Source organism: Glutamicibacter sp., from assembly GCF_032154645.1.
Lineage (GTDB): Bacteria > Actinomycetota > Actinomycetes > Actinomycetales > Micrococcaceae > Glutamicibacter.
On the sequence record NZ_JALDXV010000014.1, the window covers coordinates 40,281 to 51,878 of the forward strand.

Below are 11,598 nucleotides of genomic sequence, written 5' to 3' on the forward strand. Positions count from 1 at the left end.
AGTAGAGGAGTTCGCGCATCAACAGTGAATGCATTGATGAACATGATCACGAGGTCCTCCAAGAACCGCGAAAAACTTATTCACTCAAAAGTGCGGAAATCAAATTTGATCTGATGCTCGGGAGTCAAGGATAGGAGATTCCGTTGTTTTGCTCCCGAGTCGGTACAGGTTTCAGGGACTCTTGCTGACTTCCTTACGCGCGATCATTGTTAGCCGCATGGTGCTGAGCAGATATCCATCGAGCCCGAGAATCAATAGCTGATGTGCCGACGGTTGTCTTGTGACGCAACGTAGTATCCGTGACGGAGGAATTTTATGAGTCAACGGGGATTCTCACTCAACGCCCTTGGAACCTGATTGAACAGGTTCCAAGGGCGTTGTGCATTTCCAAGGTCCGCTAGATGGTGGTGGTTCCGCCTACCGGGATTTGGGCCCCGACATAGACCTTGCCGCCCGAGGCGAGAAACTGGGCTGATTTCTCCGCCATGCCCACGATCGCTTCCTGAGCTTCGGCGGAGCCGAACTCATTGCGGATGTCTTGGCTGATGCGCATGGAGCAGAACTTCGGCCCGCACATTGAGCAGAAGTGCGCGGTCTTGGCGGGCTCCGCAGGCAGCGTCTCGTCGTGGAACTCCATGGCAGTGACAGGGTCCAGCGAGAGCGCGAACTGGTCATGCCAGCGGAACTCGAAGCGCGCCTTACTCAGTGCGTCGTCGTGCTCCTGCGCCAGGGGGTGGCCCTTGGCAAGATCGGCCGCGTGGGCGGCAATCTTGTAGGTGATCACGCCGGTCTTCACGTCATCCTTATTCGGCAGTCCAAGGTGCTCCTTGGGCGTCACATAGCAGAGCATCGCGGTGCCGTAGCGGGCGATTTCCGTGGCGCCGATGGCGCTGGTGATGTGGTCATAGCCCGGTGCGATATCGGTGACCAGCGGGCCGAGTGTGTAGAAGGGCGCACCTTCGCACAGCTCCTGCTGTCGTTCGACGTTTTCACGCACCAGATGCAGCGGGATGTGCCCGGGGCCTTCCACCATGACCTGCACGTCGTACTTCCACGCCCGCTTGGTCAGCTCCGCCAAGGTGTCCAGCTCAGCGAACTGCGCAGCGTCATTGGCATCGGCAATTGAACCTGGTCGCAGCCCGTCGCCCAGAGAGAAGGCGACGTCGTACTGGGCGAAGATTTCGCACAGCTCGTCGAAATGCGTGTAAAGGAAGTTTTCCTGATGGTGGGCCAGGCACCAGCCGGCCATGATTGCGCCGCCACGGGAGACGATGCCGGTGACGCGGTTGGCAGTTAGCGGCACGTAGCGCAGCAGCACGCCTGCATGGATGGTCATGTAGTCCACGCCCTGCTCGCACTGTTCAATCACGGTGTCCCGGAAAATCTCCCAAGTCAGCTCGTTCGCCTCGCCATTGACCTTCTCCAGCGCCTGGTAGATGGGCACCGTGCCGATGGGAACGGGGGAGTTGCGCAGGATCCACTCGCGGGTGGTGTGGATGTCATCGCCCGTGGACAGGTCCATGACGGTGTCTGCTCCCCATAGGGTTGCCCACTGCATCTTGGCAACTTCCTCGGAGATTGAACTGGTGACTGCCGAATTTCCAATGTTGGCGTTGATCTTGACCAGGAACTCGCGTCCGATGATCATCGGTTCGCTTTCCGGGTGGTTGATATTCGCCGGGATGATGGCCCGACCTGCGGCCAGCTCGTCGACGACCTTCTGCACGTTGCAGCCTTCGCGGGCGGCGACATAGCGCATTTCCTGGGTGATGATCCCCTGACGGGCATAGTGCATCTGAGTGACACGGGCTCCGTGGACTGCCTTGAGCGGATTCGGCTTGCGCCCGGCCCACTCAGCGCTGGCTTTACCTCGTTTAGCCGCGGATTTACCATCGTCGAGCAGGTTGCGTTCGCGTCCTTGGTATTGGAGAACATCGTTGCGTTCACGGATCCATGCTTCGCGGAATGGCGACAAGCCCTTGACCGGGTCGCTGCCTGGACCGCTGGTGCGGTAGACATCCAGTGGCCCGTTTTTTGTTCCATCGGGAGAGTCAGCCAGGCTGATCCTCGTGACGGGGATTTCTACTGATCCCTGCCGTGCAAAAGTTGCTTCGTGGGCAGGGTGCTGCTGATTTTCATTCATGTGAGAACTCACTTCCTTCGCCGGCATTACCCGGACAGGTTCAACGGTCTCGAACAGCTTTAGCTCGATCTCAGCCCTTGCCAGTGGACTCCCGTGTGGTCGCGATTACGCTAACACATTCAATAAGGCGATTGGCAAATCCATATTTGAGGTGGGCAAAATATTTCGTAGATTCCTAGCAATGCGTATCGGAAGAATGCCTTGCGGCTGCGAGAATGCTCCCACGTGGCTGCCAAGGCTCCGCAGGAGGGTTTATTAGGTTCACCGTCACTGCGTCTATGCCGTAACGGTATTCTCGGCAGAACAGTAAGAGGAATTGCCTTCAGGAATTCAGGCGAATTGAATGCCTAATGGTGACGATTTTCACCACAAAAGAAAGCGAAAAGAGAGACAATCTGAATCAGATTATCTCTCTTATTTCGAGCCCCCTGCCGGAATCGATCCGGCGACCTCGTTCTTACCAAGAACGCGCTCTACCACTGAGCTAAGGGGGCAACGAGTAATAACTCTACACAGGTTTTGCGCGAATGCAAAATCGAAGGCCAAATTGTCGTTGACGTCACATCGTCACTACTCAACCTCATATTGGGTGGCAACTTGCTGAGGTCGGGGTGAAAGGAGTGCTAGGGGAGCATCGCCCCATTGAAGCATGTTTGGCTCGCTAGCGGGAAATGGTTGCGGAGGTGTTCTCGGGTTGACCGCGAGGGTCTGAGGTGAATGGTTTCAATGCAGAATTCAGTCTTGGGATTCACTTGAAATGAGTTGCCGGTAGTGCCGTAATGTGGTGCGGATTTTATCGCCACGTGCGGTGAAATGGTGAATAGAGCGCGCAAAATGATCCGTGAGGATCGTCACTGGCAACTTTTTTGGCCCACCCTTCGTCTCAAGTAGGCGGGGTATATGGCTAAAGTGGGATTGACTAGTTGTTTTGTGGTTTAGTGACGAGCTTCGAGGGGCAAGGGCCCGATTTTTATTTCTCCTCAAACCCGTGTAGAGTATTTACTCGTTGCCCCCTTAGCTCAGTGGTAGAGCGCGTTCTTGGTAAGAACGAGGTCGCCGGATCGATTCCGGCAGGGGGCTCTGAGTGAGAAGTTATCTTGGCTTCTACTGGATAGTTTCTCACTTGTGGCGGTGTAGCTCAGCTGGTTAGAGCGCACGACTCATAATCGTGAGGTCCCGGGATCGAGTCCCGGCACCGCTACAGAAAAGAACCCCTGACTTGGATTTTTCAAGTTGGGGGTTTTGTTTTTATTTGAAGAGGGGAATCATGCGCCCTCCCGCTTCGATTGGAGCGATGATGGCGCCCGCGTTGAAATTACCCCTTTTGCTCTCGGGGTTGAGTGGCGCTCGGGGCTCTGATAATCCGTCTTGCTGGCTGTGGTTTCCTGGGGTGCGAGATCATGCGGAAGGCATGCGGTGTGACCTGATTTCTGTATGCAGAAAATCAACAGTGAAATGGTTGATTGCAAAAATATATAGACTGGTCTATTTTTAACCCATGACATCCAAAGGTGAGCTAACAAAGGCTCGGCTCGCAGAGTCCATGCTTGAACTTATTCAGGCCAACGGATATAGCGGAACCGGCCTTAATGCGGTTATTGAACATGCCTCCGCACCCAAGGGCTCGGTGTATTTTCATTTCCCCGACGGTAAAGAAGGACTAGGCGTGGCAGCTGTCGAGCTTGCCGCGAAGCAGTTTGAGAACCTAATTGCCGAGACATCAGTTGCAGCAGGTGGTCCTGCGGAAGCCGCCAGATACGCCATTGACGTATTGGCGGAGATCGTTGGGACCAGCAATTTCCGGTTGGGATGCCCGGTATCCGTGGTGACTCTGGAAATGGGCTCAGAAAGTGAAAGGCTCCGGCAAGCTTGTGCGCAGGCCTTTGAATCTTGGATCGCACCCACAGCTGCACTGTTGGAAGCCAACGGAGTAAACATAGACGAAGCCCGTGCGCTGGCAACTGTAGTCATTTCAACGATTGAGGGAGCAGTGATTGTTTCGAGGGCCATGCAAAACACTCAACCGCTAAGAGCAGCCGCTGACGTTGTCGCCGAGCTTATCAACCAGAGATGCGAACCTGCCAGGAGCCAGCGATGACAACTCATGCCTTCGCTCGCCATGCATTGGTTTTCGGCGCCTCGGGGCTCATTGGGCGACACCTCGTGCTCAGCCTCGTCCAATCGGGGGCGATTGTCACCGCAGCGGTCCGCAGCGCCGGGTCCAGAGAACGGCTTCAAGCGTGGCTCCAGGCACATGGCGTGAAGCGCAGCGTCGATACCGCGATTGTCGACTTTGAGGCTCCTGAAATCCTTGACGAAGGCCGGTCCTCCTTCTCTCAGATCACGGAGATCCATAATTGCGCCGCTTCTTTTAAATTCGGCATGAACACAGAGGAAGCGCGACGAGCCAATGTCGGAATCGTTGAGAAGATCATCGATTTCGCGAAGGACCTTCCGCATCTGCAGCGCATCGTGCATATTTCGGGCTATCGGGTGGGTGGGCAGGATCCATCCCTGATTCCGTGGTCAGAGGACTATCGGGCAAGGGTCTACCGAGAACTTGGGCCGTATGAAGCATCGAAAGTTGAGTCAGATGCGATTTTCCAAGCCCGCGCGCAGGAGCGGGGAATTCCATGGACAATCATTAATCCATCTAGCGTCATCGGGGACAGCAAGACTGGAGAATCAGATCAGCTCATCGGTTTGGGCAGTACCGTCAAGCAAGTCTGGGACGGCAGTGCCACCGCATTACCCGGAAATGGTTCGACGTTCCTTCCGGTGGTGACCGTGGATTACCTGGCAGCGTTCATGTCGGCGGCGGCAATCGACCCCGAAGCAGTCGAGCGCTCCTATTGGGTCCTCGACGATGAAACTCCGTCGCTTGCCGAGCTCCTGACGGATGCAGGTCATCAATTGGGCGTCAAAGCGCCACGGTTGAGAATACCGGTCAGTGTCATCAAGCGTCTGCCCTCTTGGATAACCAAGGCAGACCCTGAAACACTGGTTTTCCTGTCCGAAGACCGTTACCCGACTCAGAGCGCCCTAGCTTTGGCTGATCGAAACGGGATCACAATGCCTGAAGTTAAAATGGGGCTGGGTCATTGGGTAAACCATATGGCAGCACACCGTTTCGGCGACGCAGGTGATGAACCTCGCCGGTTCCGCAGTTTTGATGGGGTGAAGACCTTCGAGCTGGGCACTGCCGGTGCAGACAAGCTGATATTTCCCGGACTACCGGTGAATGCCGATACCTGGGCGCCAGTAGCCGAAGGCATTAACGGCAGGGCAGTGGATTTGCCGGGACTGGGGCTCAGCGGAGGCGAAGGAATTAGAGATTGGGGCCGATGGCTCCCGGCCGTGCTCTCGGGAGAACCCATCGATCTCATCGGCCATTCCCTGGGCGCGGCTGCCGCAGTGCTTGCCGCCGACCGTTACCCGGAGCAGATCAAATCACTGACATTGATTGCCCCGTTCTTCCTTCAGGAATCGAATGGCCGCCTCGCCCGAAACACCACAATTGTAGGCGCATACCTGAGACACGTTAGTTCCGCGCGACTGTCACAAGTACTGACCGGGACAGCCGAATATGCGGATCAACTTGATTCGAGCGTCCATGATCTTAGACGAAGGACCGCCAAAAACACGGCAAAGCAGCTTGCCACAGCAGGCTCCAGAAAATGGCGCAACGAACTAAGCGCCGCGTTGGACAGATTCCGCGGACCAATTCGGATTATTACCGGCAGTGGCGATCCGCTCAACCCTGAAGCGATTGATCAGTGCAAAGTACATGCGAATCGAGAGCTAATTTCCATCGAAGGAGCAGGGCACCACCCGCAATTGACTCACAGCGAAATTCTCATAGAGCTCTTAAGAGGGGAGCACGAGGTGGCGAGAATTAATAACGACAAGATGACGAAGAGCCTGTAGAAATCAATCGGCGGCTGGATGCGCACTGCCGATAACCAAAACTAGTATCCGTGCGATGTCGAATCTAGAGCGCTGATTCCTCAGGCTGCTGCCCACCTCAGCACAGCTATTCCAGACCCCTCATTCAACGAGTAGCATGTGGTCATGAACACGGGTTCAGCACCTGTCGCCCTCCCCACCGGATCGGGCCTGACTACAGGTCATATACCAAAATCGGCACTGGGAGTTTCCTCCGATGTGCGCCGAGACCCGATAGCGATCCTCGACCGGCAAAATCAGCGACGCATACAGAGCCTTTTGCCGCTGCGCAATGAACGGATGTCTGCAAGCCTGTTCTCATTCTTTCGTGGAACTGCGGCCATCATGGCGTCGGACCAGGCCCAAGATCCTCATAGCGGGATATTGGTGGCATCCTGCGGTGATGCCCATGTGAGCAATTTCGGATTCTATGCTTCACCGCAGCGCACCTTGCAGTTCGATCTTAATGACTTCGACGAATCAGCATGGGCTCCGTGGGAGTGGGATCTGAAACGTCTGGTCACCAGCGTCATCATTGGCGGGCGTGAGTCCAATAGGTCCGATTCGATCATTGAACAGGCCGCGTTGTCCGCAGTAGCCAGCTACGTACACGCCATCAAGGGGTCCAGCGCGAGAAGCCCGTTGGAACGCTACTACGCTCACTCCGATCTAGAAAATGCCGGTAAAAACGTCGCGGCCAACTCCCGCCACACACTAGCCAAAGCGATCAAGGATGCCAAAAAGAGAACTGGCATCCGAGCGACGAAGAAACTAACCAAGATCGGGAAGAACGGCAGTCTTCAATTCATCGAGAACCAGCCGCTGATGACCCGAGTCGGTACCGCGACTGAAAACATACTGACAGATGTCTTCGAGCTTTATCAGCGATCGGCCTCCGTTGACATCAGATTTTTGCTCTCGCAGTTCACCGTGATTGATACCGTACGTCGGGTTGTCGGTGCGGGCAGCGTCGGCACTCATTGCTACCTTGCGCTGTTGGCAGATGCGACGGGAAGTCACTTAATTCTTCAGATCAAAGAGGCGAATCAAAGCGTCTTGGAAGAATACGGAGGAATCCAACAGCCTCCTCACCTGCGTGAGGGAATCGAGCGCTTAGGAGAGGGAGGCCGCGTAGTTGGCTTGCAACGAATTCTTCAATCATTCTCTGATCCCTTCTTGGGGCACCTGCGGACAGATGGCGCAGATTTCTATGTCAGGCAATTCCACGACATGAAGGGCGGGATAGACATGGAGATGCTGGCTGACGAATCCTTCCGTGACTATGCCGTAGCCTGCGCTAGAACATTGGCACGCGCCCACGCGAAGTCTCCTTCAGCCAACGAAGTTGCAGCGTTCATCGGCAAAGGCAAACGGATCGGCGAGAGCATCGTTTGGTGGTCGGCGCAATATGCGGATAAGGCCACGTCAGACTACGACATTTTCTTGAAGCGGATCCGCAGCTGAAAACGTTGACGCACTGGCGCCGCCATATTGCTGAGGCTAGGAGAATGAAATAAATCAATGACTTCCTGCGCTTGACTAGATATCTCAGCTATGCGGCGTCGTAGGCTTCGAGTTAGACAAGTAAAGAAAGAACCCCATGACATCTTCCATGTACTGCGCCGGCGAGACTTTCTCGAAGACTTTTGACTTCAATGTCGAGAACGTCAAATATTTCGCAACGCTCACCGGCGATTCCAGCCCGCTTCATCACGATGATCAGTTTGCACGGCAGAGCAGATTTGGTGGCTTGATCGTCAGCGGCACACAGTACTCGGCACTGATGATGGGCATGGTCGGCTCATATCTGACCGAGCGAGGTTCTGGCCTCGGTCTAGAATTCAACTTCGAGTTTCGCAAGGCCGTACTCGCTAATGACACGGTAACAGCCCGGTGGGCCATCTCTGAGGTAGCGCCGGAGCCCAAACTTGGGGGTGAGGTAGTGACCCTTTACGGGGAGCTCCGTAACAGTAAGGGTGAGCTCTGCGTAAAAGCAAGCTCGAAAAGCCTTATTCTCCCAGCGGATAGCATGTAGCCGAGTACCGGTTTCAACACCGCTACACGTCAAGGCAGACTCAGGGCACCGGAAGCAAAAAGCTTGACTCCCGGTAGCCCTATACTGAATTACCTATTTTCATGATCCGGTGTTGCACCGTGCTGCGCAATCATCAGTAGTTCTTTCAATACGGAGTCATCGAAACCACGATCCTCCTCGGATTCCTGGCTGTTGACGTCATGACCGTGAACTTCCGTGTGCAAACGCTGCATCTTCATGTCGAGCTTTTCTGCAACCCGGGCCGCTTCAGCTAGTTCTTCGACCAAGTGTTCCGGAACTGCACCCTCGTATTTGTAGAAGATCTTATGTTCTAGGCTCGCCCAGAAATCTTGAGCGATGGTTCTGATTTGAACCTCGACGGTGATGTCTACCGGTCCTTCAGAAAGGAAGACCGGAACCTGAAGAATCGCATGGACGCTCTTGTAGCCATTGGGTTTCGGGTTCTTGATGTAGTCCTTGATCTGGATGACCTTCAGATCATTCTGCGAGGTCAAGGTATTGAGCACCTTATAAATATCCTTGACGAAGCTGCATGTGATACGCACGCCAGCGATGTCGCTGATGTTCTCCCGAATCGCATCGAAGGTCGGTGGAATCTGCCGCTTTGCCACTTTGCGCACGATACTCTCGGGAGTTTTTACTCGCGAGGTTACATGCTCAATAGGATTGTATTTGTGCAGGTACAGGAACTCTTCTTGGAGGATTGAAACCTTGGTAAGGATTTCATCGACTGCAAACTGATGTTCCATCATGAAGCGTTGGAATTGGTGCTGGAATTTCTTGGCCATCATCTGCAGTTCAGGATTGGCCAATGCCGCGGCAGGAACCGTGACCGGTCCAGTAGCGTCAGGACCAATGTTTTGAGTTGAAATCGTGATCACCTCTAATTGTTTCTCACCATCATGCACGCCGTTCAATGGCTTCTGACAACATATTAGAACGTCGTGCTTAGAAATCTGCTAGTGGCAAAGCAACACGGGCAGGGAATCCTCCCGGTGCGGAAGGAAAACCCTGCGGCGCGGGACCTATATTCGAATACGACCCACCGTCTGGCTTAGGGTTGATTGGTACAGAATGTGGAAAGGCGCCGGATGGAATTCGAAAATGCTGCTCGACAGCTCTGCCACGGGATTAGCTTCTCGCAGCATGAACCTGATCCCATCCTTCGACTGCGCCGTGGGGAGACATGGATCAACGAGAGCCTTGCGGCGAACCGTCATGTACAGTTACGGGTCGGCGAGCTGAAATTCTGTCTAGGCTACGTCACGATGAACGACGACGGTAGCCGCAATATGCTTCCGTGTCCCAAGAATAAGGCCGTTCGCACGGGAACACAGTGTGAGGGATGTCGACGCCTGGATCAAACCAAGTTCATGCACCACTTCCACAAAACTGGAGAAGCACCCGCGGGCCTGAAAAAGTACTTGGAACAGCCGCATTTTCTCTATATCGCAAGTTTTGCCCACGGAGTGACCAAGGTCGGAACCACATCGACCCAGAGTAAATGGAGCCGCCTTGCCCAGCAGGGTGCAGTTATTGCCCGCTACGTAGCCAAAGCCCCGGACGGTGCGGCTATTCGAGTTCTTGAAGATTTGGTGACCCAGCACGTGGGACTGAGCCAGCAAGTGCGTCAAAAGTCCAAAATCAAGGGACTAACCAGCTGGGAACTGAACTATGCGGGTCTCGATGAAATCAACAGCGGCTCTGCACGCCAGACACGCGAGTTCTTAGCTGGCCAGCGTGGGCTAGATGCCTATGGAATTGAACTGCTCGACGAGTTCTGGGAACAACCAAGATTCGCCGTCCCGGTGGTCTCGGCCTGGGACCGGCACACGCTTCACCCCTGGGGAGCCTCGATCCCCGACAGTACCTTGAACTTTCGGCTCCGCGGTGTCCTAGGGCAGAGTCTGCTCGTGGATCATGGTGATGAAAGCACACTTCGTTTGATTGACGCTGCCGAGCTGAAGACACGAGACGTGCGCATCAGCGATGACAATTCCGAATTCCAGGAAGAGCAGTCTGCACTGTTCTAACAGGTGAATGTTGACCAGGCTCTTGCATACGTCGACGCACTGATCATTCCCATCATCGGGTGGGTGTTGTCACCAGAAATACCCAAATGCCTGACCACGACGCCCTGTACCTCTGAACTAGACTGGAGGTTATGACCAATACTCCCTGGGAAGCGGCCTCACCGCGATACAAGAAGCTTGTCTTTTCCGCCATGGGATCAATCGGTCTGGGAATCATCCTGACAATTATCGGTTCGCTGAGCCATGTCCGCCCCGTAGTCTACGTGGCGATCGGTTTTCTCGTGATCGGAATGATCTGCCACCTCATCGGGCTCGTAGTCCGTGCCCGCGACACCCGCAACTGGCGCATCGCCAACGGGTTGGTGCGCAACCCGCGCGAGGCGAAGAACAACGCCAACGAACCCGGCAATTAGCCACCACACGGCAGCATACGAACACACTTTTGTCGCGGCACAGTCAAGTGCACGACGATCCGGCCAACGGCCACATCAACCAATTAGTCACCACATCCAGGAGAATCAATGGGCATCAACCCTGATCTGGCGGGACGAATCTATCCTGCCGGCGAATCCTACCAGGTAGGACGCGAGAAGATCCGCGAATTTGCGGCTGCCACCAAGGCCACCTCTCGGGCGCACTACGACGTGGAAGCCGCCCGTGAACTGGGCTACAGCGACGTCGTTGCTCCGCCGACCTTCGCCATCATCATCGCCCAGCGCGCCGATGCACAGCTGATCGCCGATCCGGCCTCCGGCATCGACTTCTCCCGAGTTGTCCACGCAGACCAGCGCTTCACCCACCACCGCCCGATCGTTGCGGGCGACGAACTGCTCGCGGAGCTCTATGTGGATCAGATCCGCGAAATGGGCGCCGGTGCCATGATCACCACCCGCGCGGAAATCACCACCGTGGGCGGAGAAAAGATCGCCACCACCGTTTCTTCCCTTCTGGTACGAGCTGAGGACTAATCATGATCAACTTCGACACCCTCGAAAAAGGACAGATCCTCGGCACGCATACCGTCAAGGTCAACCGTGCAGACCTGGTCCGCTACGCCGGAGCCTCCGGAGACTTCAACCCCATTCACTGGAATCAGCGCTTCGCCCAGGAAGTCGAACTGCCATCGGTCATCGCCCACGGCATGTTCACCATGGGATCGGTCATCGACCTGGTCTCCACCTGGGTCGGCAACCCGGGGGCAGTCATCGACTACCAGACCCGCTTCACCAAGCCGGTGGTCGTCGAAGATCCCGACGGCACCAACCCGAGCGACTTTGAAGGCACCACCATTGAGGTGGAAGGCAAGATCGGCGCACTGGATACCGAAGCCCGCACCGCCCGCGTTGACCTGACAGTCTCAGCCAACGGCGCCAAGGTGCTGCTCAAGTGCCAGGCTGTGGTGCAATTCTGAACCAGGACCC

10 protein-coding genes, 3 tRNA genes and 1 riboswitch are annotated in these 11,598 nt (G+C 55.4%); of the genes, 10 read left to right on the top strand and 3 right to left on the bottom strand.

Annotated features, from left to right (window positions below):
- Positions 1-397: 397 nt before the first annotated feature.
- On the bottom strand, positions 398-2,143 hold the full coding sequence (gene thiC, locus RUH64_RS12085) for a phosphomethylpyrimidine synthase ThiC (protein ID WP_313813662.1): 1,746 nt from the start codon (positions 2,141-2,143) through the stop codon (positions 398-400).
- Positions 2,139-2,248, bottom strand: a riboswitch (TPP riboswitch). (Overlaps the previous gene by 5 nt.)
- A gap of 317 nt (positions 2,249-2,565) precedes the next feature.
- Positions 2,566-2,637: transfer RNA gene (locus tag RUH64_RS12090), tRNA-Thr, on the bottom strand.
- Positions 2,638-3,151: 514 nt separating this feature from the next.
- On the opposite strand from RUH64_RS12090, the gene RUH64_RS12095 reads away from it, so the two are divergent.
- The 6 genes from RUH64_RS12095 (at position 3,152) to RUH64_RS12120 (ending at position 8,123) form a co-directional block, all read left to right on the top strand.
- Positions 3,152-3,223, top strand: a tRNA-Thr gene (locus RUH64_RS12095).
- Between the two features lie 47 nt (positions 3,224-3,270).
- A tRNA-Met gene (locus RUH64_RS12100) sits at positions 3,271-3,344 on the top strand.
- 297 nt (positions 3,345-3,641) lie between these two features.
- The gene (locus RUH64_RS12105) at positions 3,642-4,241 is read left to right on the top strand and encodes a TetR/AcrR family transcriptional regulator (protein ID WP_313813665.1); all 600 of its coding nucleotides are present in this window, start codon (positions 3,642-3,644) and stop codon (positions 4,239-4,241) included.
- Complete coding sequence (locus tag RUH64_RS12110; protein WP_313813667.1) at positions 4,238-6,070, top strand: alpha/beta fold hydrolase; 1,833 nt, start codon at positions 4,238-4,240, stop codon at positions 6,068-6,070. The genes RUH64_RS12105 and RUH64_RS12110 overlap by 4 nt, the downstream gene beginning before the upstream one ends.
- Before the next feature lie 144 nt (positions 6,071-6,214).
- Positions 6,215-7,552 (top strand): DUF2252 domain-containing protein, encoded by a 1,338-nt coding sequence (locus RUH64_RS12115; RefSeq protein WP_313813669.1) that lies wholly within the window; start codon positions 6,215-6,217, stop codon positions 7,550-7,552.
- Between the two features lie 136 nt (positions 7,553-7,688).
- Positions 7,689-8,123, top strand: a complete 435-nt coding sequence (locus RUH64_RS12120; RefSeq protein WP_313813671.1) for a MaoC family dehydratase — start codon at positions 7,689-7,691, stop codon at positions 8,121-8,123.
- A gap of 89 nt (positions 8,124-8,212) precedes the next feature.
- Here the strand turns inward: RUH64_RS12120 and RUH64_RS12125 are convergent, their stop codons facing one another.
- A complete protein-coding gene (locus RUH64_RS12125) occupies positions 8,213-8,935 on the bottom strand; it encodes a GTP pyrophosphokinase family protein (RefSeq protein ID WP_396276021.1) in 723 nt (240 codons plus the stop codon).
- 300 nt (positions 8,936-9,235) lie between these two features.
- Between RUH64_RS12125 and RUH64_RS12130 the strand changes: the two genes are divergently transcribed.
- The 4 genes from RUH64_RS12130 to RUH64_RS12145 all read left to right on the top strand — a co-directional run bounded on the left by RUH64_RS12130 (position 9,236) and on the right by RUH64_RS12145 (position 11,588).
- Positions 9,236-10,177, top strand: coding sequence for a DUF2797 domain-containing protein (locus RUH64_RS12130; RefSeq protein ID WP_313813673.1), 942 nt, complete (start codon positions 9,236-9,238; stop codon positions 10,175-10,177).
- Between the two features lie 131 nt (positions 10,178-10,308).
- Positions 10,309-10,590, top strand: a complete 282-nt coding sequence (locus RUH64_RS12135; protein ID WP_313813675.1) for a hypothetical protein — start codon at positions 10,309-10,311, stop codon at positions 10,588-10,590.
- Positions 10,591-10,698: 108 nt separating this feature from the next.
- Entirely contained in the window at positions 10,699-11,145 is a 447-nt protein-coding gene (locus RUH64_RS12140) for a MaoC family dehydratase N-terminal domain-containing protein (RefSeq protein ID WP_313813677.1), read from the top strand.
- Positions 11,146-11,147: 2 nt separating this feature from the next.
- Positions 11,148-11,588, top strand: coding sequence for a MaoC family dehydratase (locus tag RUH64_RS12145; protein ID WP_313813679.1), 441 nt, complete (start codon positions 11,148-11,150; stop codon positions 11,586-11,588).
- Positions 11,589-11,598: the final 10 nt, after the last annotated feature.

Bases quoted from the DNA above. Each gene is read 5' to 3' on its own strand.
- RUH64_RS12135 (WP_313813675.1), top strand. From the start codon at position 10,309: ATGACCAATACTCCCTGGGAAGCGGCCTCACCGCGATACAAGAAGCTT.
- RUH64_RS12125 (WP_396276021.1), bottom strand. From the start codon at position 8,935: ATGATGGCCAAGAAATTCCAGCACCAATTCCAACGCTTCATGATGGAA.
- RUH64_RS12105 (WP_313813665.1), top strand. From the start codon at position 3,642: ATGACATCCAAAGGTGAGCTAACAAAGGCTCGGCTCGCAGAGTCCATG.
- RUH64_RS12145 (WP_313813679.1), top strand. From the start codon at position 11,148: ATGATCAACTTCGACACCCTCGAAAAAGGACAGATCCTCGGCACGCAT.
- RUH64_RS12130 (WP_313813673.1), top strand. From the start codon at position 9,236: ATGGAATTCGAAAATGCTGCTCGACAGCTCTGCCACGGGATTAGCTTC.
- RUH64_RS12115 (WP_313813669.1), top strand. From the start codon at position 6,215: ATGAACACGGGTTCAGCACCTGTCGCCCTCCCCACCGGATCGGGCCTG.
- RUH64_RS12110 (WP_313813667.1), top strand. From the start codon at position 4,238: ATGACAACTCATGCCTTCGCTCGCCATGCATTGGTTTTCGGCGCCTCG.
- RUH64_RS12140 (WP_313813677.1), top strand. From the start codon at position 10,699: ATGGGCATCAACCCTGATCTGGCGGGACGAATCTATCCTGCCGGCGAA.
- RUH64_RS12120 (WP_313813671.1), top strand. From the start codon at position 7,689: ATGACATCTTCCATGTACTGCGCCGGCGAGACTTTCTCGAAGACTTTT.
- thiC (WP_313813662.1), bottom strand. From the start codon at position 2,143: ATGAATGAAAATCAGCAGCACCCTGCCCACGAAGCAACTTTTGCACGG.